At 63.7% G+C, this 22127-nt stretch carries 22 protein-coding genes and 1 pseudogene; 18 read left to right on the forward strand and 5 right to left on the reverse strand.

Going from position 1 to position 22127, the window contains the following annotated elements:
* Together ACLBKS_RS08275 and ACLBKS_RS08280 are read left to right on the forward strand one after the other, a co-directional pair.
* A complete protein-coding gene (locus ACLBKS_RS08275) occupies positions 1-1413 on the forward strand; it encodes a heme biosynthesis protein HemY (protein WP_410192311.1) in 1413 nt (470 codons plus the stop codon).
* Positions 1414-1539: 126 nt separating this feature from the next.
* On the forward strand, positions 1540-2637 hold the full coding sequence (locus ACLBKS_RS08280) for a GGDEF domain-containing protein (protein WP_410192312.1): 1098 nt from the start codon (positions 1540-1542) through the stop codon (positions 2635-2637).
* 132 nt (positions 2638-2769) lie between these two features.
* Here the strand turns inward: ACLBKS_RS08280 and ACLBKS_RS08285 are convergent, their stop codons facing one another.
* Both ACLBKS_RS08285 and ACLBKS_RS08290 read right to left on the reverse strand, forming a co-directional pair.
* A complete protein-coding gene (locus ACLBKS_RS08285; RefSeq protein ID WP_410192313.1) occupies positions 2770-5616 on the reverse strand; it encodes an Rne/Rng family ribonuclease in 2847 nt (948 codons plus the stop codon).
* Positions 5617-5755: 139 nt separating this feature from the next.
* Complete coding sequence (locus tag ACLBKS_RS08290; RefSeq protein ID WP_410192314.1) at positions 5756-5959, reverse strand: hypothetical protein; 204 nt, start codon at positions 5957-5959, stop codon at positions 5756-5758.
* A gap of 259 nt (positions 5960-6218) precedes the next feature.
* Between ACLBKS_RS08290 and ACLBKS_RS08295 the strand changes: the two genes are divergently transcribed.
* From ACLBKS_RS08295 to ACLBKS_RS08305, 3 genes are read left to right on the forward strand one after another with little or no spacing between them, the layout of a single operon-like run.
* Positions 6219-7250 carry an RluA family pseudouridine synthase gene (locus tag ACLBKS_RS08295; protein WP_410192315.1) on the forward strand — a complete coding sequence of 344 codons (1032 nt, stop codon included), beginning with the start codon at positions 6219-6221 and terminating at the stop codon, positions 7248-7250.
* Positions 7243-7908 (forward strand): HAD family hydrolase, encoded by a 666-nt coding sequence (locus ACLBKS_RS08300; protein WP_410192316.1) that lies wholly within the window; start codon positions 7243-7245, stop codon positions 7906-7908. The genes ACLBKS_RS08295 and ACLBKS_RS08300 overlap by 8 nt, the downstream gene beginning before the upstream one ends.
* Positions 7909-7952: 44 nt before the next feature.
* Positions 7953-9095, forward strand: coding sequence for a S49 family peptidase (locus tag ACLBKS_RS08305; protein WP_410192317.1), 1143 nt, complete (start codon positions 7953-7955; stop codon positions 9093-9095).
* A 26-nt stretch (positions 9096-9121) separates the two neighbouring features.
* Here the strand turns inward: ACLBKS_RS08305 and ACLBKS_RS08310 are convergent, their stop codons facing one another.
* The 3 genes from ACLBKS_RS08310 to ACLBKS_RS08320 form a co-directional block, all read right to left on the reverse strand.
* Positions 9122-9706 carry a porin family protein gene (locus tag ACLBKS_RS08310; protein WP_410192318.1) on the reverse strand — a complete coding sequence of 195 codons (585 nt, stop codon included), beginning with the start codon at positions 9704-9706 and terminating at the stop codon, positions 9122-9124.
* 224 nt (positions 9707-9930) lie between these two features.
* A complete protein-coding gene (locus ACLBKS_RS08315; protein WP_410192319.1) occupies positions 9931-10752 on the reverse strand; it encodes an SAM-dependent methyltransferase in 822 nt (273 codons plus the stop codon).
* A complete protein-coding gene (locus ACLBKS_RS08320; RefSeq protein WP_410192320.1) occupies positions 10749-11345 on the reverse strand; it encodes a Maf family nucleotide pyrophosphatase in 597 nt (198 codons plus the stop codon). Before ACLBKS_RS08320 ends, ACLBKS_RS08315 begins: the two co-directional genes overlap by 4 nt.
* A 67-nt stretch (positions 11346-11412) precedes the next feature.
* Here ACLBKS_RS08320 and ACLBKS_RS08325 point away from each other — a divergent pair, with 67 nt between their 5' ends.
* The 13 genes and pseudogenes from ACLBKS_RS08325 to ACLBKS_RS08385 all read left to right on the forward strand — a co-directional run bounded on the left by ACLBKS_RS08325 (position 11413) and on the right by ACLBKS_RS08385 (position 21890).
* Positions 11413-11964, forward strand: coding sequence for a YceD family protein (locus ACLBKS_RS08325; protein ID WP_410192321.1), 552 nt, complete (start codon positions 11413-11415; stop codon positions 11962-11964).
* Between the two features lie 173 nt (positions 11965-12137).
* On the forward strand, positions 12138-12320 hold the full coding sequence (rpmF, locus tag ACLBKS_RS08330) for a 50S ribosomal protein L32 (RefSeq protein WP_006297202.1): 183 nt from the start codon (positions 12138-12140) through the stop codon (positions 12318-12320).
* 211 nt (positions 12321-12531) lie between these two features.
* Positions 12532-13584: a phosphate acyltransferase PlsX gene (plsX, locus tag ACLBKS_RS08335; RefSeq protein ID WP_410192322.1), complete on the forward strand. Its 1053-nt coding sequence runs from the start codon at positions 12532-12534 to the stop codon at positions 13582-13584.
* 174 nt (positions 13585-13758) lie between these two features.
* Positions 13759-14736 carry a beta-ketoacyl-ACP synthase III gene (locus ACLBKS_RS08340; protein WP_410192323.1) on the forward strand — a complete coding sequence of 326 codons (978 nt, stop codon included), beginning with the start codon at positions 13759-13761 and terminating at the stop codon, positions 14734-14736.
* A 74-nt stretch (positions 14737-14810) separates the two neighbouring features.
* Positions 14811-15749 carry an ACP S-malonyltransferase gene (gene fabD, locus ACLBKS_RS08345; protein ID WP_410192324.1) on the forward strand — a complete coding sequence of 313 codons (939 nt, stop codon included), beginning with the start codon at positions 14811-14813 and terminating at the stop codon, positions 15747-15749.
* A 16-nt stretch (positions 15750-15765) separates the two neighbouring features.
* A complete protein-coding gene (gene fabG / locus ACLBKS_RS08350; RefSeq protein ID WP_410192325.1) occupies positions 15766-16512 on the forward strand; it encodes a 3-oxoacyl-ACP reductase FabG in 747 nt (248 codons plus the stop codon).
* A gap of 182 nt (positions 16513-16694) precedes the next feature.
* The gene (acpP, locus tag ACLBKS_RS08355; RefSeq protein ID WP_006297207.1) at positions 16695-16931 is read left to right on the forward strand and encodes an acyl carrier protein; all 237 of its coding nucleotides are present in this window, start codon (positions 16695-16697) and stop codon (positions 16929-16931) included.
* Positions 16932-17013: 82 nt separating this feature from the next.
* Positions 17014-18261, forward strand: a complete 1248-nt coding sequence (fabF, locus tag ACLBKS_RS08360; RefSeq protein ID WP_410192326.1) for a beta-ketoacyl-ACP synthase II — start codon at positions 17014-17016, stop codon at positions 18259-18261.
* An 18-nt stretch (positions 18262-18279) separates the two neighbouring features.
* Entirely contained in the window at positions 18280-18789 is a 510-nt protein-coding gene (locus ACLBKS_RS08365) for a hypothetical protein (RefSeq protein ID WP_410192327.1), read from the forward strand.
* Positions 18786-19445: an RNA polymerase sigma factor RpoE gene (gene rpoE, locus ACLBKS_RS08370; protein WP_410192328.1), complete on the forward strand. Its 660-nt coding sequence runs from the start codon at positions 18786-18788 to the stop codon at positions 19443-19445. Before ACLBKS_RS08365 ends, rpoE begins: the two co-directional genes overlap by 4 nt.
* A gap of 29 nt (positions 19446-19474) precedes the next feature.
* A pseudogene (locus tag ACLBKS_RS08375) lies at positions 19475-19735 on the forward strand (sigma-E factor negative regulatory protein); the annotation flags it as partial.
* A gap of 135 nt (positions 19736-19870) precedes the next feature.
* Positions 19871-20329: a hypothetical protein gene (locus ACLBKS_RS08380; RefSeq protein WP_410192371.1), complete on the forward strand. Its 459-nt coding sequence runs from the start codon at positions 19871-19873 to the stop codon at positions 20327-20329.
* Between the two features lie 103 nt (positions 20330-20432).
* Positions 20433-21890, forward strand: a complete 1458-nt coding sequence (locus ACLBKS_RS08385; RefSeq protein ID WP_410192329.1) for a DegQ family serine endoprotease — start codon at positions 20433-20435, stop codon at positions 21888-21890.
* Positions 21891-22127 lie beyond the last annotated feature (237 nt).

Below are 22127 nucleotides of genomic sequence, written 5' to 3' on the forward strand. Positions count from 1 at the left end.
ATGCGCAGTCTGGTCTGGTTGCTGTTTCTGTTCGCGCTGGCCGTGGGGGCCGCGCTGTTCCTGGCCGACAACACCGGCCTGGTCACCCTCTTCTGGCCGCCCTACCGGCTGGACGTCTCCGCCAACTTCGCGGCGCTGGCCTTGCTGGTGGCGTTTCTGGTCCTGCATGCGCTGCTGCGCGGGTTGTCCCTCCTGATGGGCATGCCTGAGCGCGCCCGGCTCTGGCGCCGCAAGCACCAAGAGCGTGTCCAGCAGCAGGGCCTGCTGGATGCCATGGCTCACTGGACGGCGGGGCGCTACCTGCGCGGCCGCAAGGCGGCCGAGAACGTGGTGGAGCAAACCCAATCCCTGATGCGCAATGAGCAGGCGCTGCCCCAAAGCGTTCGCACCGTGGCGCTGGCCCATCTGCTGGCCGCCGAGTGCGCGCACGCCTTGCAAGACCGACCTCGTCGGGACGAGCATGCCCAAGCGGCGCTGGACGCGGTGGCGGGCGAGTTGGCTGGCGCTGGAGACAGCGTCAAGCGCGGCGCCGTGCGCATGCGCGATGCCCAAGAGGTGCGCGATGGCGTGCAACTGCGGATGGCGAGATGGGCTTATGAAGACCGTGACGCTCAGGCGGCACTGCGCCGCGTGGATGAGCTGCCACAGGGCGTGGCGCGCCGGCTGGCGGCCCTGCGCCTGCGCCTGCGTGTCACGCGGATGGCAGGCCGGCCCTTGGCTGCGCTGGAGACCTTGCGCTTGCTGAGCAAGCACCGCGCGTTCTCGGACGCGGCCACCCAGGTCATCGTGCGAGGCCTGGTCGCTGAAGTGTTGCGTGACGCCCACGACCAGGCGCAACTGTTGCAGGCCTGGGAATCCCTGGAGCCCGCGGAGCGGGATCTGCCCGAGGCCGCCCTTCAGGCGGGGGAACGGATGCTCGCCCTGAGCGACCCAATTCGGGCAAGCGGCGGCGGGGAGGGGGATGACGACGGCGACATCCTTCAGGTTCTGCGCTGGCTGGAGCCGGTGTGGGAGCAACTCGTGCGGCCGGCCCAGCCCTTGTCGGCCACGGCATCCCTGTCGGCGTCGTCGGTCGTCCAGGGGGCGGCGGCGGCTTCTGCCTTGCGCCTGCGTCTGGTGCGACTGCTGGAGCGCGGTTTTGAGCGGGTGCCGCCGGATGCTGCGTGGTTGGGACGCATCGAGACCGCGCAAATGGCCAGTCCTGGGGACCCTTTGCTGCAGTATCTGGCGGGGGTGGCCTGCATGCACCTGAGTTTGTGGGGCAAGGCGCAGCAACTGTTGAAACAGTCGCTCATGCAGCTCAAGGACGAGGAATTGCGTCGCCGTGCCTGGGTCGGCCTGGCCCGGCTGGCCGAGCAGCGTGACGACGCTCCCGCAGCGTTGGACGCTTGGCGGCGGGCGGCACTCGGTTAGCGGCGGGCGGCGGCGCCAGGGCTGAAGGGCTGGCCGCCGCGACCAAGATTGCGGTATCCATTGCCGCCTGGCATGGGTTGCATACCCGTGACAGTAGGTCGGCTCCCCGCTAATATGGTCGACACCATGCCCACCCTGATCGACCACCTCATCAAGCTGACGGATCACCGTGACCGCGAGTTGCTGGATCTGACCTTGGCCAAAGCCTTGCTCGACCTGACTTCCATCCAGCGCGTGGTGATTGCGCGCTTGATGGTGGACGAGGAGCAGAAACGCTGGCTTGACAAGGTGACCTTGGACGCGGGCGGCGGCGGCAAGGTGGTGGACCCTTTGCGTGTCAACCTCAAGCGCTTGCCACGCCTGGATGACGAGCCTGACCGGGTGCGGTGCCTGCAAGAGAACGCGGAGATCGAATTGGCCTGGGCAGGGCAAGATGGCCCCCGCATTTATTTCTACCCCTTGCTGGACGAAGTGCGTGACGATGAACGGGGTGTTCTAGAAGTCCACGCTGGCAGCATCTTGGACGAAGGCGCGCGGGCCATCATTACGCAGTTGCACCGCGTCTACCGCAATATGCATGTGCTGTTGGCCTACAGCGATCACGATCCCCTGACCGGCTTGCTGAATCGCAAGTCGCTGGACGATACCTTTTACAGCGCCGTGCTGGAGGAACTGACCAGCACCACCTCTGACGCGGGTGCTTCCACAACACCCTCCAGCGCATCGCAGGACGCGAAGCCCGCCGAGCCGGAGCGCCGTCATCGTGTCCCTCCGAATTACTGGCTCGCAACCATCGCAGTGGACCATTTCCAGCTCCTCAACGACAAGCATGGCCATCTGCTGATGGAGGAGAACACGCTGCTGATCACGCGCATCATGAACAACACTTTCCGCACCCACGACCGACTCTACCGGCTGGGCGGTGACCGCTTCGCGGCCTTGTTCCACTGTCCTGAAGAATCCTCGGCGCAGAACCTGCTGGAGCGTCTTCGCGACAGCATCGAACGCTTCAATTTTCCGCAGCTCAGCCGCGTCACCGTCAGCATCGGATTCACCCGGATTCAGTCCGATGACACGCCAGACGCCGCGTTGGAGCGGTCCGAGCAGGCCATCGACTATGTGCAAAGGAATGGCTACAACCAAGTCTGCAGCCATGCCGGGCTGCTTCGGCGTGGTTTCTTTGGCCTGGTCCAACGATCCGGTTCGGTGGACGTGTTTCAGTGACGTCCGCCTCACAGGGGCGCAGTTCAAGCTGACGCCTCCGCAAAAAAACCGCCATGGATGCCATGGCGGTTTTTTCATGTCATGCCTGGCGCCCTACCGACCGGCGCCATCGGCCAGCCAGCAGAGGCGGTTTCACTGCTGCTCGAAAGGCAGTTTGAGCTCGCTCAAATCCTTGCGTGTCTCCACCAAGATCAGCGGACCTTCGTCGAGCACGACGGGCGCAGGTCGCTCGCGCGGCACATGCACCGGCCTGGGCTCGGCGGCGATGGCGGCTTGCACGGCGGCGACCTTGTCGGCGTCCGAGTTCACCCACTGCAGACCGGCCGTCGAGGCCATCTCGTTCAAGGCACCCACGGGCAGCTTGTAGGCTTGCACACGGGGCAGCCGGGTTCCGCTGGCGTTCTTGGTTTGCGGAACGGCTGCGGCCTGAGATTCCGGGTTCGCTGCGGAAGGCGCCAGGGCCGGGGCGGGCGCAGTAGCCTGGGCCCGGTCCTCGGTCGTCGCTGGTTCGCCCTGCGATTCGCCACTTCGGTTCTGTCCGCCGTTGCGTTCACGGCGGTCGCGGCCATAACGATCGCGAGAACGGCGCTCACGGGGGGCTTGGCCCGAGCCGCCTTGGGTCGCGTCGTCGGTCCCCGTGGTCGGGGTTTCTACGGCGTCCGGTGCCACGGCCAGGGCCTGGCCTGCTTCCAGCACTTCTTGCGGGGCACGCACGTCCTGCTCGCCACGGCGTGGACGCTCCTGACGTTCGCGACGAGGCTGCTCGCCGCCCTCTGTGCGTTCGGCGCGCTCGGTGCGCTCCTGGCGTTCACCGCGTTCCGCACGCTCGGGACGCTCTGCACGTTCGCCGCGGCCGTTGCGAACTTGTTCGCCCCGGTTCTCCTGGCGACCACGTGTCTCGCCGTTGCCGTTACGCGGGGCCCGATCCTGGCGCTGCTCGCTGCTCGTGCCATTGCGGGCTTCGTTGCGAGCCTGGCCTTCACCGCGTTCCGAGCGTTCAGCGCGCTGCTCACCCCGTTCGCCACGCGCCTGCGGTTCCTGGCGTCCGCGTCCGCCGCTGTTGGCATTCGCGCCGCCGTTGGCATTGCCGCGCTGGCGACCTTCACCGCGCGCGTCTTCGCGGCGGCCTTGGCCGTCTTCACGGCGACCGCCTCGGCCGCCGTCACGTCCGCCCTCGCGGCGTGCATCTTTCTTGTCGCCGTGCGCGCGGCTGGTCGCGGGTTTCGTTTCCGCACCACCGAACAGGCGCTTGATCCAGCCAAAGAAACCGCCCTCGGCATCGCCGCTCGCGGGCTTGGTGGTCTTGTGCGCAGCCTGCTTGGCCACCGGATTCGCGGACTTGGGTGCCGGGCTCGGGGTCGGAAGGGGCGCGGGCGGCGCATCGGGCAGGAAGCCCTTGAGCACGGGCGTCTGCTTGTTGGTGGGCTCCTGCGAGCGGCGCGTGATGGCGGTCGGATCTTCGATCTCCTCGGCCATGGCGTAGCTGGCCTCGACGCGATCCAGGCGCGGGTCGTCGTGCTTGAGACGCTCCAGCTTGTAGTTGGGCGTTTCCAGCGACTTGTTGGGCACCATCAGCACGTTGAGGCGCTGCTTGAGTTCGATCTTGGTGATCTCGTTGCGCTTTTCGTTGAGCAGGAAGGAAGCCACGTCCACGGGCACCTGCACATGCACGGCGGCCGTGTTGTCCTTCTGCGACTCTTCCTGGATGATGCGCAGGATCTGCAGCGCGCTCGATTCGGTGTCACGGATGTGGCCAGAGCCGCCGCAGCGCGGGCAGGGGATGGAAGCACCTTCGGACAGCGCCGGGCGCAGGCGCTGGCGGCTCATTTCCATCAGGCCGAACTTGGAGATGGTGCCGAACTGCACGCGCGCGCGGTCCTGGCGCAACGCGTCGCGCAGGCGGTTTTCAACCTCCCGGCGGTTGCGCGACTCTTCCATGTCGATGAAGTCGATGACGATCAGGCCGCCCAGGTCGCGCAGGCGCATCTGGCGTGCCACTTCGTCGGCAGCTTCCAGGTTGGTGCGGGTGGCGGTTTCCTCGATGTCGCCGCCCTTGATGGCGCGCGCCGAGTTCACGTCCACGGACACCAGGGCTTCCGTGTGATCGATCACGATGGCGCCGCCCGAGGGCAGTGTCACGGTGCGTGCGTAGGCCGATTCGATCTGGTGCTCGATTTGGAAGCGACTGAACAGCGGCGCGTTGTCACGGTAGCGCTTCACCCGGGCCGCGTGCTCGGGCATCACGTGCGCCATGAACTGCTGGGCCTGCTCGTACACGTCGTCCGTGTCGATCAGGATGTCGCCGATGTCGCTGTTGAAATAGTCGCGGATGGCGCGGATGACCAGCGAGCTTTCCTGGTAAATCAAGAAGGCGCCCTTGCCCGCCTTCGAAGCGGCGTCAATGGCTTCCCAGAGCTTGAGCAGGTAGTTCAGGTCCCACTGCAATTCGGCGGCGCTGCGGCCAATGCCGGCCGTGCGCGCGATGATGGACATGCCGTTCGGGTATTCGAGCTGGTCCAGCGCTTCCTTGAGTTCGGCGCGGTCATCGCCCTCGATGCGCCGGCTGACGCCGCCGCCGCGCGGGTTGTTCGGCATCAGCACCACATAACGGCCGGCCAGCGAGACGAAGGAGGTCAGGGCCGCGCCCTTGTTGCCGCGCTCTTCCTTTTCGACCTGGACCAGCAGTTCCTGGCCTTCCTTGATCACGTCCTGAATCTTGGCCTGACTGGGCGACACGCCCTGGGCGAAGTACTGGCGGGAGATTTCCTTGAAGGGCAGGAAGCCGTGGCGGTCCTCGCCGTAATCCACGAAGCAGGCCTCGAGCGAGGGTTCGACCCGCGTGACCACGGCCTTGTAGATGTTGCCCTTGCGTTGTTCGCGCCCTTCGATTTCGATTTCGTAGTCGAGGAGCTTCTGTCCATCGACGATGGCCAAGCGGCGCTCTTCGGCCTGCGTGGCATTGATCAGCATCCGTTTCATGGGATGGTTCCTTTGCATTTCAGTTCAGCACACCCGCGCGAAGCGGGAACCGCGCATGCACGCCTTGGGCGGCCTGCGCAACGGGTGGTGATGCCGGGACTGACGCGAGGAAACAGGGAACTGCCGGGGAGCCGTCGACTCAGAATGAGAGTCGCGACGCAGGCGTCTGGATGAAGGCGAGGGATGCCGTGGAGACGGCGGCTTGTGAAGTGGTGACCGCCAATCCGACCGTTGGGGCCAGGATGAGCGGGCCGCGTTCTGCCGCGGGCACGCGTGGCGGCTGCACGAGCACGGGCAGCGCGTACGCGACGCGATGCAGGGGCGGCAGGAGCAGACTCAACAACACAAACATTTCGCTTTGATCCGCCCGCCTGCCCTGATGAATGGCTGTTTCACGATCAGGGCGGACGAGCTGGGGTATTCCGTTCAGGGTTTCCTAACGCAGGTCTTGACCTCTGCGGGTGGGGGCCACGGCGAACTCGGGTTCGCGCGTTTGCCCTCGTGGCGGAGGCGGCATCGACCGGCTGGCGCGGCCCGAACTGTCGGCCGAGTGATGCGTGAAATAAAATTCAGGCAAATCAACCACTTACGGCGCGGCGCCAGTGAAACACATTATAGAGGGCAAATCGGCGGGCGTCAGCCTTTCCACGCAAGCGGCGCGGATTGTGACGGTCGACGAAGAATCGGCGGGCCAGCGCCTGGACAACTTCTTGCTGCGCCATCTCAAGGGCGTGCCCAAGACCCATGTCTATCGCATCATCCGAAGCGGGGAGGTGCGGGTGAACAAGGGCCGCGCCAACGCGGAAACGCGGGTGCAGTCGGGCGACGCGGTGCGGCTGCCACCGTTGCGGCTGTCTGAGCGGGCGGCGGACAAGGCCGAGGCGATGGCCCAGGGCACCGCAGCCCCTGCTAGGGAGTTTCCCGTGCTGTTCGAGGACGAGGCTGTGTTGGCCGTGGACAAGCCCGCCGGCGTTGCCGTGCATGGTGGCTCCGGGGTCAGCTTTGGGGTGATCGAGCAGCTGCGCACGGCCCGGGGGTATGGGCAGGCCGGTGGCGCCAAGTTCCTGGAGCTGGTGCACCGGCTGGATCGCGAAACCAGCGGCATTCTCTTGCTGGCCAAGAAACGCAGCGCGCTGAAGGCCTTGCAGGATCAGTTTCGTGAACGGGAGACTGGCAAGACCTACCTCGCCCTGGTCACGGGCACTTGGCCCCAGAACAAGAAAGTGCTGGACAAGCCCTTGCACAAATACCTGTTGGAGGATGGCGAAAGGCGGGTCCGGGTTGTGGCCAAGGATGATCCAGATGGCATGCGCGCCGTGACACTGGTGAAGGTGCGCCAATCCTCGGACACCCACAGCCTGCTGGAGGTGACGATCAAGACCGGCCGCACGCACCAGATCCGCGTGCACTTGGCTTCCGAGGGGCACCCGATTGCGGGGGACGACAAATACGGCGATTTCGAATTGAACCGGGCCCTGCAGAAAGGGACATCGCCGCTCAAGCGCATGTTCTTGCACGCCTGGCGGCTACAGTTCACCCATCCGGTCAGTGGTGAGCGCATCGAATTGATGTCCCCATTGCCGACCGATCTCACCCCGTTCTTGCACCACGTATTGCCGCCTGCCCATGAGTGACCGTTCCCGCCGCTATGACCTGATCGCTTTCGACTGGGACGGCACGCTGTTCGATTCGACCGCGATCATCACGCGCAGCATCCAGGAGGCCGTGCGTGACGTGGGTGGCACGGTTCCCAGCGACGAGCGTGCTTCTTACGTGATCGGCATGGCGCTCAGCCAGGCACTGGCCCATGCCGCGCCTGACGTACCGCCGGAAAAATACCCCGAACTGGCCGTGCGCTATCGCCACCACTACCTGGCGCACGAGAACGACGTCAGCCTGTTCGACGGCGTGCTGGAGATGTTGGATGCGCTCAAGGGGCGGGGCTACAAGCTGACAGTGGCCACCGGGAAGAACCGCGTGGGCCTGGACCGCGTGCTGCAGGTGGCGCGCTTGCACGACGTCTTCGACGGCACGCGCACGGCGGACGAAACTGCGGGCAAGCCGCATCCGCGCATGTTGCTGGAGCTGATGTTGCAGTTTGGTGCTCCCGCCGAGCGCACCTTGATGATTGGCGACACCACGCATGACCTGCAAATGGCGCTCAACGCAGGCTGCGACAGCGTGGGCGTGAGCTACGGCGCGCACGAGCCTGGCACCTTCCATGTCTTGAAGCCGAGGGCGATCGCACACAGCACCCGCGAACTTCATGCGTGGCTAGTCGACAATGCCTGACTGAGCCACCGTTTCATCCGTTCTTTCCACGTAGCTACAACACCATGAACGAATCTTCTCGCGACGAGCCCGGTTTCGGCGACATCAGTGCCAGTTCATCCCCGGCCGATCATTCAACGGCCTCGCTGCCTTTGTCTGGTCATCCTGTCTCCGCCGATGCCGAGACGCTCGGCGCGTCCGATGCCAAGGGAGGCCCGACTGCGACTTCCAAGTCTGCGAACTCCACGGTGGCCTCATCGGCTGCGACGGGTTCCACGTCCGAACCAGGTTGGGAGCGCGCCGTGCTGGAGAAGCTGGCTTTCGCGTCCCTGAACGAGCAGCGTGCCGCGCGTCGCTGGAAGATCGCCAATCGCATGATTTTTCTGTTCCTGTTTTTGCTCATGCTGTGGCTCTTGTTTCGCCCCAGCCATCCCGGCACGGCCACACCCCAGAAGCACACGGCCGTGGTGAGCATCCGGGGGGAGATTTCTTCTGACAGCGAGGCCGGCGCCGATCTGGTGCTGGCCGCCGCCCGCGAGGCGTTTGAGAACACCGAGGCCCAGGCGGTGGTGCTCTTGATCGACTCTCCGGGTGGTAGCCCCGTGCAGGCGGGCATCATCAATGACGAGATCCGCCGACTCAAAACCTTGCACAAGAAGCCCGTCTATGCCGTGGTGGAGGAATCCTGTGCCTCGGCCGCTTACTACATTGCTGTGTCGGCGGACCGCATCTTCGTGGACAAGGCCAGCATCGTCGGCAGCATTGGCGTGCTCATGGACGGCTTCGGCTTCACGGGACTGATGGACAAGCTGGGGGTCGAGCGTCGCCTCATGACCGCAGGCGAAAACAAGGGATTCTTGGATCCCTTCAGTCCACAGACGGCTTCCCAGCGTGAATACGCTCAGGCCATGCTCAATCAAATTCACCAGCAATTCATCGCCGTGGTCAAGGCCGGCCGCGGCAAGCGACTGCAGGAGACGCCCGACATCTTCAGTGGCCTGTTCTGGACAGGCGAGCAAGCCGTGCAGATGGGGCTGGCCGACCAACTTGGCAGCCTAGGTTATGTGGCGCGTGAGGTGGTGCAAGCCGAAGCTTTGGTGGATTACACCCGCACGCCCAATGTGGCCGAGCGCTTGGCCAAGCGCTTTGGCGCGGCTGTCGGCGCTGGCGCTGTGCGCGCCTTGCAGTTGCAGCCCGCGCTACGCTGAGTTGAGCGTGGATCGTGGGCGCGTCTTCAGAAGCTGAAGATCGCGCTCACGGTGGTCACCGTCACGTCATTGCTTTGGCGACCGAGTGCGTAAGGCCGGGTGTCGCGGGACAAACGCAGTGCGAAGTCGCGGCCGGTGGCGTATTGGACTCCCAGGCCATAGTTCAAGCCAAAGTCATCCACCGTGGCCGTGCCGTCGTTGCCCTCGTAAAGGGCGCTGGTCTGGCTCAGGCCCAGCTTGCCATAGATGGCCCAGCTGTCTCGGCTACCTAGGCCCAGCGGCAAGATGAACAGACCTGCCGCACCAAGGCTGCTCAGACTGAAGTCTGTACCCGGTGCATCGTAGTTGCTCGTGGACAGGTAGGACACTTCCACCGCGAAATTGCGGTTGAAATGCAAGCCGGCCAGCAGCTGCAGTCCGGGGGCGGTGTCGCTGTCGCTGCCGATCTCTGCATGCGCCAAACCCCCGCCAACCCCCAGATAAGACCGCGCGCTTTGGGCGTGGGCGGTGTTGGTGAAGCAGGCCATGCTCAGCAGCGCCGTGGAGAGGGCGGCGGCGAGCAAAGAGGGGCGCGTGCTGCGGAAGATGCGATGGGCTTGGAAGTGTTGCATCGGCTCAGTCTAGCGGTCACTCTCTTGCGCAAGGGAATGTTTTTGCACGTTGTCATGATTGTTACAGTCAGATCAGATCGTCAGGGCGGGCCCGGATCCTCCCTACGGTTCTGTCCTCCTCGGGGTCGCCCCACCGCGCGCAAAGATGATCCGGCGCAATAACCACCCATCGTGCGTGTTGACGTCAAATCAAACAACGTACAAAAAGGGGCCATGGATGAGGCTCATAGGCCGATGGCGAACACCGTAGGCAGCTCCAAGACCTCGTGGGTCTCGGCCTCACGCCGTTGTCTCCAGTCCTGGACCGTGGCGCTGCGAAGTCGGGCCTGTGGCAGCGTCAGCCCACTGGCCAGGGCCAGACGAGTGTCCTTGCGCAGCGTCGCGAGCAAAGCGTCCAGCAAGGCGGTGTTGCGATAGGGTGTCTCTATGAAGAGCTGGGTTTGGCCGGTCTTGAGGGCCAGTGTTTCCAGCTCGCGGATGCGCGGGGCGCGTGCCTCGCTGTCCTGCGGCAGGTAGCCAACGAAGGCAAAGTTTTGACCGTTCAGCCCGCTGGCGGCCAGGGCCAGCAACAGTGAAACCGGGCCGACCAGGGGAACCACTTCCACGCCCAAGCCATGTGCTGCGCGCACCACCGAACTGCCGGGGTCGGCCACGGCGGGCATGCCGGCTTCGCTCAGCAGGCCCATGTCGTGTCCTTGCAAAGCCGGGGCCAGTAGCGGGCGGGCGTCAAAACCATGGGGGGCATCAGGCCGGTGGTCTCCCTTTTTGTGGACCGCGCGCGGTAGCTCCTGTATGGCCTGAGCCTGGAGTGGCGCAGCCAGGGCGTGGTGCTCGTTCACGCGCTTGAGGTAGGCGCGCGCGCTCTTGGCGTTCTCGCAGATCCAGTGCGTGAGGCGGGCTGCGGTTTGCAGCGTCGCGGTCGGCAGCGTCTGGTCCAGGGGCGTGGGGCTGTGGGTGCCAAAATCCAGAGGAGCGGGCACCAAGTAGAGTCGGCCCCGCGCGGGTGTGGTCCGCGGCAGTGCGCCAGCAGGGGCCTCGGCGCTCATGCCAGCAGGGGAAGGCCGGCGGCGCGCAGCATCCGCGCCGTGCGGATCAACGGTAGGCCCACCAAGGCAGTGGGGTCGTCGCTGTCGATCGCATCAAGCAAAGCGATGCCCAGCCCCTCGCTCTTGGCGCTGCCCGCGCAATCGTAGGGCTGCTCTGCCCGCAGATAAAACTCGATCTCGGCGTCGCTCAGCGCGCGAAAGCGCACGCGCACGGCCGCCATATCCAGCTGCTCGAAACCACTCTCCTGGCAGACCACGGCGACCGCGGTTTGGAAGATGACCGTGCGTCCACGCATCCGGCGCAACTGCTCTGTCGCTCGCTCGTGCGTGCCCGGCTTGCCCAGAGGCTCTCCGCCCAGATCGGCCACTTGGTCCGACCCAATGACCACGGCCTTTGGATGGCGTGCCGCCACGGCGCGCGCCTTGGCCAGCGCCAGGCGGCGGGCCAGTTCGGGCGGGCGCTCGCCTGCCTCGGGTGTTTCGTCCACGTCCGGGGCGGCGATGTCAAAGGGTAGGCGCAGACGCTGCAGCAGTTCACGCCGGTAGACCGATGTGGAGCCAAGCAGCAGGGGGCGGGGAGTGGTGGAGGACATGCCGCGATTCTCTTACACTGCGCCGCTGTCTCGCCGTTCCACGTCCCCGCTGTGTGCCCGTCTGCCCATGAATGCCTATCACCCTCGACACCTTGATATCCCCGCTTTTGCGGGCGCAGGCGCCGTGCTGGAGCGTGACGATGCCCAGGCCGGCTTCGAGCGCTTGCTGGCTGAAACCGATGGCCGTTGCGCGGACCGGGCCGTGCACTGGCACGCCAAGGGGGAACGGGAGGAAGATGCGAGCGGGCATGCGCGCCACTGGTTGCACCTGCGGGCCGAGACCGTGCTGTCGCTGACCTGCCAGCGTTGCCTGGAGCCGGTGGACATGCCCTTGGCAGTGGAGCGCAGCTTTCGTTTCGTGGCGACCGAGGCCCAGGCAGAGATTGAAGATGAGGAGTCGGAGGAAGACGTGCTGGCAATCAGCCGGGAATTTGACCTGCTGGCCCTTGTGGAGGATGAATTGCTGATGGAACTGCCTTTGGCGCCAACGCACGAGTCCTGTCCGAGCCGCCCCTCTTTCAGCGTGGCCGATGCGGATTTCAAGGAGCCAGCCCTGGACAAGCCGAATCCTTTCGCCGCCCTGGCGGGGCTGCGAACTGGCAAGGGCGGGGCGGGCTGAGGCGGTGGGAGTAGGGCGGCTGGCGTTGCCTTGAGGCGCTGCTGCTATAATGGCGGGCTTCGTGCGGCTTTGGGTATCTGTAGCAGGCCGCGCTTTGTGTCCAACCCATTCTTACCCTTGCGCCATGGGTGCCGCTTCGAGGCATCCTGTCCTGGGAATCCAAGGAGTCCATCATGGCCGTTCAACAGAACAAGAAGTCGCCCTCCAAGCGCGGCATGCACCGTTCCCACAACGCTCTGGGCACGCCCGGTCTGGCCGTCGAGCCGACCACCGGCGAAACCCATCTGCGCCACCACATCAGCCCCAACGGCTTCTACCGTGGGCGCAAGGTGTTGAAGACCAAGTCTGAAGCCTGAGCTTCGCCTCAGTCTTTCCGGTCCGGTGCCCTTCCGGTAGTCCGGGCTTTGTCTTGATGCAGACCTTTTCATCCGCGTCAGCCGTGCGCAGTGCCTCCTCGTGCTGCGCATTTTCATATGGGGTTCCGCTGTGTCGCGGCTCTCAACCCCATGCGTTTGATGGGTTGCGCCCATCTTTTCCACGCGCACTTCAGGTGCGCGCGCTTCGCTCATGATCACCCTTGCTGTGGATTGCATGGGGGGCGATCACGGCCCCCGCGTCACGCTGCCCGCGTGCCGTCGCTTCCTGGAACAACACCCTGACGCTCACTTGCTGCTGGTCGGCCAGAGCGAGGCCCTCGCTGGCTTCAAGCATGAGCGCGCCCGCGTTGTGGCCGCCTCCGAGGTCGTGGGCATGGACGATCCCATCGAGGTGGCTTTGCGCCGCAAGCGGGATTCCTCCATGCGGGTGTCCATTGAGCAGGTCAAGGACGGTGCCGCTCAGGCGGCGGTTTCCGCCGGTAACACCGGTGCCTTGATGGCCATCGCCCGCTACGTGCTCAAGACCGTCGAAGGCGTCGACCGCCCGGCCATCGCCACACAACTCCCCAACGCCAAGGGCGGGGCAACCACGGTGTTGGACTTGGGCGCCAACGTGGATTGCACGGCTGAACACTTGCTGCAATTCGCTGTCATGGGCTCGGCCCTGGTCTCGGTGCTGCAACATGTGGGCGGACAAGCCGACCCAAGCCCGACGGTTGGCCTCCTGAACATCGGCGAGGAAGTCATCAAGGGCAATGAGGTGATCAAGCGCGCGGGCGAACTGCTGCGCTCGGCCGCGGAGTCTGGCGATCTCAACTTCCACGGCAATGTGGAAGGCAATGACATCTTCAAAGGCACGACTGATATCGTGGTGTGCGACGGTTTTGTCGGCAACGTGGCGCTCAAGACCAGCGAAGGCGTAGCCTCGATGATTGGCACCTTTCTTACAAAGGAATTCGCGCGTAACCCGCTAACCTGGATCGCGGCGTTATTTGCATTCCCCGTGCTGCTATCGCTGAAGAAGCGCATCGATCATCGTCGCTACAACGGAGCGGCCCTGCTGGGGCTACGTGGACTGGTGTTCAAGAGCCACGGTTCGGCTGACGAATTGTCGTTTCGTTACGCGCTAAGCCGCGCGTATGATGCGGCCCGCAATCAATTGCTGCAGAGGGTGGAGGCCCGTATCGCCCATGCCGCGCCTCTGCTCACCAGCGTCGCGGCGACCTCGACGACGCCTGCCTGACACTTTCGCAAGGTGGTGCGCTGGTCGGAACGCCAGCATTCTTGCCCGCACAGCGGGGGGCGTACCATGCCCCCCAGCGAATGGTTGGGTTGTAATGCAGGCGACGCGGTTCACCGACAACATGACGACAAGCCGAGCCCTGGGCTCAGGCAAAGAACAAACCAGAACTGATCCATGAGACTTTATTCCCGCATCACCGGCACCGGCAGTTTCCTGCCGCCTCAGCGCCTCACCAATGCCGATCTCGCCGCTCGACTGGCTGCCGATGGTGTTGAGACCTCCGACGAATGGATCGTGGAGCGCACCGGCATTCGCGCCCGTCATTTCGCCGCCGAGGGCGTGATGAGCAGTGACCTGGGCGCCGAGGCCGCGCGCCGCGCGTTGCAGGCCGCGGGCCTGGCCGCGAACGAGATCGACCTGATCATCGTCGCGACCTCGACGCCCGACATGATCTTTCCGTCGACCGCCGTGATCCTGCAGAACAAGATCGGCGCGAATGGCTGCCAAGCCTTCGACGTGCAGGCGGTGTGCAGCGGCTTCATCTACGCGCTGACCGTGGCGGATTCCATGATCCGCGCGGGTGCCGCGACCAAGGCCCTGGTGGTGGGCGCCGAAGTGTTCTCTCGCATCATTGATTTCAAGGACCGCACAACCTGCGTGCTGTTCGGCGACGGCGCGGGTGCCGTCGTGCTTCAGGCCAGCGAAACACCCGGCATCCTGTCCAGCGACCTCAAGGCCGATGGCAAGCATGTGGGCATACTCTGCACCCCGGGCACTGTGGCAGCGGGCAAGGTGCTGGGTGATCCCTTCCTGAAGATGGACGGCCAGGCCGTGTTCAAGCAGGCGGTGACTGTGCTCGACGAGGCTTCGCGCGCTGTGCTGGCCAAGGCCGGCAAGACCGAGGCTGACATCGACTGGCTGGTCCCTCACCAAGCCAATATCCGCATCATGATGGGCGCCGCCAAGAAGTTGAAACTCGCTCCCGAGAAGGTCGTGGTCACGGTGGACCAGCATGGCAACACTTCCGCGGCATCGATTCCTCTGGCACTGGACCATGGCGTGCGCCAAGGTCACGTCAAACGAGGCAATACCGTCTTGCTCGAAGCCGTGGGCGGCGGACTGACCTGGGGCGCTGTGCTGCTCACTTATTGACACGCTGCGTGGTGTGGGTTCCGGGACCGTGCGGCCTGAGGAGCCACCGAAGCCACGTACAAGGAACAAGAACAATGAAATCTTTCGCTTTTGTCTTTCCGGGGCAAGGTTCCCAATCCGTGGGCATGCTGGATGCCTGGGGCGATCATCCAGAGGTCGTGAAAACCTTGCGGGAAGCGTCCACTGCCCTGGGGGAAGACGTCGCTCGGCTCATCCATGAAGGCCCCAAGGAAACGCTGGCGCTGACCACCAACACCCAACCGGTGATGCTGGTGGCCGGCGTCGCGGCCTACCGCGTCTGGATGGCCGAGACTGGGGTCGCGCCCGTCGCGGTCGCGGGGCACTCGCTGGGCGAGTATTCCGCGCTGGTGGCCGCGGGCGTGCTGACCTTGTCCCAGGCTGTTCCGCTGGTGCGCCTGCGCGCCCAGGCCATGCAAGAGGCCGTGCCGGTGGGCACGGGCGCGATGGCCGCCATCCTGGGCCTGGACGCGGCCAAGGTGCGTGAGGTGTGCGCCACGGTCAGCCAAGCCAGCGGTGAAGTGGCTGAGGCGGTGAATTTCAACGATCCCGGCCAGACCGTGATCGCGGGCAGCAAGGCCGGCGTCGAGCAGGCCTGCGAGGCGCTCAAGGCCGCTGGTGCCAAGCGTGCGTTGCCCCTGCCGGTGTCTGCGCCTTTCCATTCCAGCCTGATGAAGCCGGCAGCCGAGAAGCTCAAGCTGAAGTTGGCGGAGGTGGAGCTCAAGACACCGCAGATTCCGCTGGTCAACAACATCGATGTTGTCGTCGAAACGAATGCCGAGCGCATCCGCGACGCGCTGTACCGGCAGGCTTATGGCCCGGTGCGTTGGGTCGAATGCGTGCAGGCCCTCAAGGCCAGCGGCGTGACGCACATCGTGGAATGCGGCCCTGGCAAGGTGTTGGCGGGCATGGTCAAGCGCATTGACACGGAATTGACGGGATTGCCGCTGTTCGATCCGGCCACGTTGGCCGAAGTGAAAGCCGCTCTGGCTTGAGCGCAAGGAAGAAGCAATGAGCGATATTAAATTCGAGGGGCAGACGGCCCTGGTGACGGGCGCGACCCGTGGCATCGGCGCGGCGATCGCGCAGCAATTGGCGAGCCGGGGCGTCAAGGTCATCGGCACCGCAACCAGCGACGAGGGCGCGGCGAAGATCGGTGGGGCTCTGGCCGCTCATGGCGGCAAGGGCATCAAGCTCGACGTGACCGATGCCGTTGCCGCCGAGGCTGCGGTGGACGCCATCATCAAGGAGCATGGCGCCATCCACGTCCTGGTCAATAACGCCGGCATCACGCGTGACAACCTCGCCATGCGCATGAAGGACGAGGAATGGGATGCCGTGCTGGACACCAACCTCAAGGCCGTGTTCCGTCTTTCCCGTGCCGTCATTCGCCCGATGATGAAGCAGCGTTATGGCCGCATCATCAGCATCACCTCCGTGGTGGGGGCCTCCGGCAATCCGGGGCAGGCCAATTACGCCGCAGCCAAGGCGGGCCTGGCGGGCATGACACGTGCCTTGGCCCGCGAACTGGGTAGCCGCAATATCACGGTGAACTGCGTCGCACCCGGATTCATCGAGACCGACATGACGGCTGTTCTGCCTGAAGAGCAGCAAAAGGCCTTGCTGAGTCAAATTCCCCTCGGTCATCTTGGCAAACCGGCCGATATCGCGCACGCCGTCGCCTATCTAGCCTCTCCCGAGGCGGCTTACGTGACAGGTCAAGAATTACATGTCAACGGTGGCATGTTCATGGCGTGAAATTTTCGCTCCCCGACTCAGACCGTGGTCCAGGATTTGCTGTGTTTATTCAGCGAAGCCGGCGATATCCGAGCGGGGTCGTAACATTTACCGTTGGTGATTCGGGCTAACCCTGAATCCAGGGCGGGTAAAATCAACCTTTCCTCACAACCCTAAGGAACCCGTTTAAGGGGCATCAGAAAATGAGCGATATCGAAGCACGCGTCAAGAAAATCATCGCCGAGCAACTCGGCGTCGAAGAGTCCCAGGTGACCAACGAGAAGGCTTTCGTGGCCGATCTGGGCGCTGACTCTCTCGACACCGTGGAACTGGTGATGGCCTTGGAAGACGAGTTCGGCATCGAGATCCCGGACGAAGACGCCGAGAAGATCACCACGGTTCAGGCCGCCATCGACTACGCCAAGGCGCACCAGAAGTAATCGGCTTTCCGATCTGCTTCGTTTGATGAGGGTGGCGCGGTCCCGCGCCACCTCATATTTTTCCTAGATTGCACAGAAATCTATGTCCCGTCGTCGCGTCGTCGTCACAGGGCTGGGCTGCATCAGCCCGGTCGGCAATACTGTGGCTGAGTCTTGGACCAACCTGCTGGCTGGCCGTTCTGGCGTTGAACTGGTCACCAAGTTCGATGCCAGTGCCCTGAGCACCCGGTTCGCCGGGCTGGTTCAAGGCTTTGAGCTGGAGAAGTACATCACGTCCAAAGAAGCGCGGACGATGGACACTTTCATTCAGTACGGTATCGCCGCGGCTGTTCAGGCTGTCGAAGATGCAGGTCTGAAGACGGGCGAGGCCTTGGGTGATCCCGAGGCCGAGCGCATCGGATGCATGATCGGCTCGGGCATTGGTGGCCTGCCGCTGATCGAGGAATCGCATATCGAATTCCTGAATCGCGGCCCGCGTCGCCTGTCCCCCTTTTTCGTGCCTGCGTCCATCATCAACATGATCTCCGGTCATGTGTCGATGCGCTACGGTTTCAAGGGCCCCAACATGGCCATCGTGACCGCCTGCACCACCGGCTTGCACAACATTGGTGATGCTGGCCGCCTGATCGAGTACGGCGACGCCGACGTGATGGTTGCTGGTGGTTCTGAAAGTCAGATTTCTCCTCTGGGCATCGGCGGTTTCGCCGCCATGCGGGCGCTTTCGACGCGCAATGACGATCCTAAGACGGCTTCGCGCCCCTGGGACAAGGACCGCGACGGCTTCGTGTTGGGTGAGGGCGCGGGCGTTCTCGTGCTGGAAGAATACGAACACGCGAAGAAGCGTGGTGCCAAGATCTACGCAGAACTGGCAGGATTTGGTTTGAGCGCGGACGCCGGGCACATGACGGCACCGAACATGGACGGCCCCCGTCGCGCCATGCTGGGTGCGCTGCGCAACGCCGGTATCAACGCAGACCAGGTGGATTACCTCAACGCGCACGGCACATCCACGCCTCTGGGCGATGTGAACGAAACCAATGCGATCAAGGCAGCCTTGGGTGATCATGCCAAGGACAAGCTCGTGGTCAGTTCAACCAAGTCCATGACGGGTCATTTGTTGGGCGGCGCGGGAGGCATCGAGTCAGTGTTCACCGTCCTGGCGATCCACGAACAGAAGATTCCGCCGACCATCAACATCTTCAACCAAGATCCTGAGTGTGATCTCGACTACTGCGCCAACACGGCACGGGATGCGAAGATCAACTTTGCGCTCAAGAATAATTTCGGGTTCGGCGGCACCAACGGCGCGCTGGTGTTCAAGCGCGTCTGACACCCTACGCTTCAGCCCATGCGCAACGCCCCGTCGGTGAGTTACCCGGTGGGGCGTTCGTTTTTGCGAACGCTGGTGCATGGGGGCGTATTGGCGTTCCTGTGGCTTGTTGGGGCTGTCTGGGTCACGCTGCTCCACTCGGACGAAGCGGGCCGGTGGCTCATGGTTTTTGCCTGTCTGCTGGTGACCTTGCCATTGGCGTGGACCTTGATCCGTCCGGAGCGTGGTCGCGTGCGCTGGGACGGACAAGACTGGTTCTGGGCCGCTGACACGCAAGTCGCGGCTGAAGACCTGCTGGGAAAAGTCCATGTGCGGCTGGATTGGCAGAGTGGCATGCTGCTTGAGTTCATCCCTATGTCCCAGTCTTCGCCATCCCCCGCCGATGGGGCCACGATCCAACGGCCGCCCGGGCTTTCTGGGCGCACGCGCTGGCTCTGGGTAGAGCGAGCCCAGGCGCCTGCGTATTGGAATGCCCTGCGCCGTGCCGCCTGGGCTGACGCAGGCCATCCGTCGAAAGCGCCTGCATGAAGCAGGAGGGAGGCCCCCGAGATTTGGACGCTGCCGCAGTGTCCGCCGACCGGGTTGACCTGCAACTGGTCGAACGTACCCTGGCTGGCGATGCCCGTGCGTTCGAGCTGTTGGTGCTGAAATACCGGCGTCGCATCGAACGCCTGATCGGGCGCATGGTGCGTGACGTGGATCTGGTCGAGGACCTGGCTCAGGAGACCTTCATCCGCGCCTACCGGGCCTTGCATCAGTTTCGCGGGGACGCTCAGTTCTACACCTGGTTGTACCGCATCGCCGTCAATACCACCAAGAAAACCCTGCTGGGATTGAAAAATGACCCGTTGGCAGTGGGCATGGCCGCCTCCGTGGCTGGCGAAGACAGCGATGAGGATGAAACTTTTTTGACCGCTCGGGAACCAATAGCGGAAGACACCCCGGAAACCCTGCTGGCGGCGCGTGAGATCGCCGCTGCGGTGCAAGGCGCTCTGGAGGCCTTGCCGGAAGATCTGCGCCAGGCGCTGGTATTGCGTGAACTGGATGGTCTGAGTTACGACGAGATCGCCGTCGCCATGGACAGTCCCGTTGGCACGGTGCGTTCGCGCATCTTTCGTGCGCGCGAGGCGGTGTCTGCAAAGGTTCGACCGCTGCTTGAGCGGCAGGGTGGCAAGCGTTGGTAGACCCGAAGAGCAGGGTACAGGGGCGCCTCATGGAGCATCAGAAATTGACATCGTTGAATCCGGGTTCGCCAGAGAGCGCTCAGCCAAACTTTGCCGCTGGCGATGAGGTTTCTGTGCATCTCCTGGTTTCAGGTTTACTTGACGGCGAATTGCAAGCGGATGAATTTGCTCACACATGTGAGGCCCTGGAAGCCGATTCCCATGCCAGGCAGTGTTGGCATGACTATCACCTCATCGGCGAGGTTTTGCGCAGTGGTGGGAAAGGGGCATGGGTCTCTGACACGGCGGCTCGCACGCATGATGAGATCTTCCTTTCCCGTTTGCGTGCGCAAATAGCGAGGGAGAACCCGCCTCGTGAACTAGCCCGTGACCGTATCGAGCTTCCATCCGCGCACAACCCATTCGATCAACGGCGGCGTGCGCGCATGCGGGTCAATGACCCCTACGGAGCCTGGAGGTTTACCGCGGGCTTGTGCGCCTTGGTGGTGGTCAGCCTGCTGGGCTGGCAGGGGGTCACCGGTTTGCAGTCTGCTTCTCAGGCGCGGCAACTGGCCCAGGCCCGCCCCGACGCGCCTTCCGCGAGCTGGTCTGCTTCAGGGCGACGCGCGGCGGCTCAGCAGACCTCCTCACGTGTCTATGCCTCGCCCGCCGATGGGGTGACCTACACATCTTCTTTTGGGGGGGCAGGCCAACCGTTTCTCGCTTCCCAAGGCCTGGGCCAGAACGCACCCATGGTCATGCTTCGGGACCCTCGCTTGGACCGGTTGATGGCTCGCACTTCATCATCCGACGGCCGCATTCCGCGTCCTCGCCTCGGTCGTCCCGGCGTGGCGGCACAAGGTGTGTTGGTCAACCTCGAAAAGAGTCCGGCCTTGCCTCGCTGACAGCTTGCCGCAGATTCTTTTCACAACTTCATCTGCATGCGCGTGGGCGTTAAAACGGCTCTCGCACAATTCCAATTCATAACAATCTCGCATGAGGTCTTGCATGTCTCATTCTTCGCCGCGTATCTCAGCCTTTTGGCGCATTCCTGTTCTGGTCTTCGTCTTCGTGGTGTCGGTCGCGGGTGTGCTGCCCGAAGCCGTCGCGCAGAACCGAGGACTGCCGGATTTCACCGACCTGGTGGAACAAGTCGGACCCTCCGTGGTCAACATCCGCACGCTTGAGAAAGTCTCCACGGCCCGTGGTGGCACGAACGGCATGGATGAGGAAACGCTGGAGTTCTTCCGCCGTTTTGGCTTACCGGTGCCCCCCGGCGCAGGGCCACGCTCGGACCGCAATCAACCGGCCCAGCCGGAAGAGCAGCGCCCGCGAGGCGTCGGTTCCGGGTTCATTCTTTCGTCGGATGGTTACGTCATGACCAACGCCCATGTCGTGGACGGCGCGGACGAGGTCTATGTCACCTTGCCCGATAAGCGTGAGTTCAAGGCCAAGATCATTGGCTCCGACAAGCGCACGGATGTGGCCGTGGTCAAGATTGAGGCCAGCGGCCTGCCCGCCGTCAAGGTGGGTGACGTGAACAAGCTGCGCGTCGGGGAATGGGTGATGGCCATTGGTTCGCCCTTTGGTCTTGAGAACACTGTGACGGCCGGGATCGTCAGCGCCAAACAGCGCGACACGGGCGACTATCTGCCCTTGATCCAGACCGACGTGGCGATCAACCCAGGTAACTCCGGCGGGCCGTTGATCAATTTGCGTGGCGAGGTGGTCGGCATCAACAGTCAGATCTATTCCCGTTCGGGTGGCTATATGGGCATTGCGTTCGCCATCCCGATCGATGAAGCCATGCGCGTCAGCGATCAGTTGCGAGCCACTGGCAAGGTGACCCGCGGGCGCATTGGCGTGCAGATCGATCAGGTCAGCAAGGAGGTGGCCGAGGCCATCGGTCTGGGCAAGCCCGAAGGTGCGCTGGTACGTGCCGTGGAGTCCGGTTCTCCGGCGGACAAAGCGGGTGTCGAGGCTGGTGACATCATTTTGCGGCTCGATGGAAAACCGATTGAAAAGGTGTCCGACCTGCCGCGCATGGTGGGTGGGTTGAAGCCGGGAACTCGTGCCACGGTGACGGTGTTCCGGCGCGGCGCCCGCAAGGACTTGACCGTCACCATCGGTGAGTTTGCGTCTGAACAGGTGGCCGAAGCGGGAACGGTGGAGGAACCGCGCACTGCTTCCACTGACGCACTCGGGTTGCGCGTGGCCGAATTGACCGAGGCGCAGAAGCGTGAACTCAAACTCAAGGGCGGTGTGCGGGTGGAGGTCGCCGGCAACGCGGCTGCGCGCGCGGGCTTGCGCGCGGGCGATGTGATCCTGGCTTTGGCGAATGTGGAGGTTGGATCCGTGCGCCAGTTCGAGGCCGTGCTCGCCAAGCTCGATCAGAGCCGCCCGGTGCAAGTGCTCTTCCGTCGTGGTGAGTGGGCGCAATACGCTGTGATACGCCCGCAGCGCTAATGCCCCGAATACTGGACAAAAAAACAGGGTTAAAAGTGAAGTTTGGCAGTTTCCAGCCAAGGAAACTAAAAAAATTTGCTTTTTTTCGAAGTCCGGTCCCCCTGAGAATTCAAAAGTTTGTGGATGCTCACAAACTTTTGATCAACCGATTTGGGTAGAATAAGGTACTTGCATACCTCTGTTTGAGGCATAAGCAGTGAACCTGAAACCACGATACGGGATTTCCGCTGGGTGTGC

The sequence above is a fragment of the Hylemonella sp. W303a genome, from assembly GCF_046452315.1.
Taxonomy (GTDB): Bacteria; Pseudomonadota; Gammaproteobacteria; order Burkholderiales; family Burkholderiaceae_C; genus Hylemonella.

Bases quoted from the DNA above. Each gene is read 5' to 3' on its own strand.
- ACLBKS_RS08385 (WP_410192329.1), top strand. From the start codon at position 20,433: ATGTCTCATTCTTCGCCGCGTATCTCAGCCTTTTGGCGCATTCCTGTT.
- ACLBKS_RS08280 (WP_410192312.1), top strand. From the start codon at position 1,540: ATGCCCACCCTGATCGACCACCTCATCAAGCTGACGGATCACCGTGAC.
- ACLBKS_RS08320 (WP_410192320.1), bottom strand. From the start codon at position 11,345: ATGTCCTCCACCACTCCCCGCCCCCTGCTGCTTGGCTCCACATCGGTC.
- ACLBKS_RS08325 (WP_410192321.1), top strand. From the start codon at position 11,413: ATGAATGCCTATCACCCTCGACACCTTGATATCCCCGCTTTTGCGGGC.
- plsX (WP_410192322.1), top strand. From the start codon at position 12,532: ATGATCACCCTTGCTGTGGATTGCATGGGGGGCGATCACGGCCCCCGC.
- acpP (WP_006297207.1), top strand. From the start codon at position 16,695: ATGAGCGATATCGAAGCACGCGTCAAGAAAATCATCGCCGAGCAACTC.
- ACLBKS_RS08285 (WP_410192313.1), bottom strand. From the start codon at position 5,616: ATGAAACGGATGCTGATCAATGCCACGCAGGCCGAAGAGCGCCGCTTG.
- ACLBKS_RS08310 (WP_410192318.1), bottom strand. From the start codon at position 9,706: ATGCAACACTTCCAAGCCCATCGCATCTTCCGCAGCACGCGCCCCTCT.
- rpmF (WP_006297202.1), top strand. From the start codon at position 12,138: ATGGCCGTTCAACAGAACAAGAAGTCGCCCTCCAAGCGCGGCATGCAC.
- rpoE (WP_410192328.1), top strand. From the start codon at position 18,786: ATGAAGCAGGAGGGAGGCCCCCGAGATTTGGACGCTGCCGCAGTGTCC.
- ACLBKS_RS08305 (WP_410192317.1), top strand. From the start codon at position 7,953: ATGAACGAATCTTCTCGCGACGAGCCCGGTTTCGGCGACATCAGTGCC.
- ACLBKS_RS08340 (WP_410192323.1), top strand. From the start codon at position 13,759: ATGAGACTTTATTCCCGCATCACCGGCACCGGCAGTTTCCTGCCGCCT.
- fabF (WP_410192326.1), top strand. From the start codon at position 17,014: ATGTCCCGTCGTCGCGTCGTCGTCACAGGGCTGGGCTGCATCAGCCCG.
- ACLBKS_RS08380 (WP_410192371.1), top strand. From the start codon at position 19,871: ATGCGGGTCAATGACCCCTACGGAGCCTGGAGGTTTACCGCGGGCTTG.
- ACLBKS_RS08365 (WP_410192327.1), top strand. From the start codon at position 18,280: ATGCGCAACGCCCCGTCGGTGAGTTACCCGGTGGGGCGTTCGTTTTTG.
- ACLBKS_RS08300 (WP_410192316.1), top strand. From the start codon at position 7,243: ATGAGTGACCGTTCCCGCCGCTATGACCTGATCGCTTTCGACTGGGAC.
- ACLBKS_RS08315 (WP_410192319.1), bottom strand. From the start codon at position 10,752: ATGAGCGCCGAGGCCCCTGCTGGCGCACTGCCGCGGACCACACCCGCG.
- fabG (WP_410192325.1), top strand. From the start codon at position 15,766: ATGAGCGATATTAAATTCGAGGGGCAGACGGCCCTGGTGACGGGCGCG.
- ACLBKS_RS08275 (WP_410192311.1), top strand. From the start codon at position 1: ATGCGCAGTCTGGTCTGGTTGCTGTTTCTGTTCGCGCTGGCCGTGGGG.
- fabD (WP_410192324.1), top strand. From the start codon at position 14,811: ATGAAATCTTTCGCTTTTGTCTTTCCGGGGCAAGGTTCCCAATCCGTG.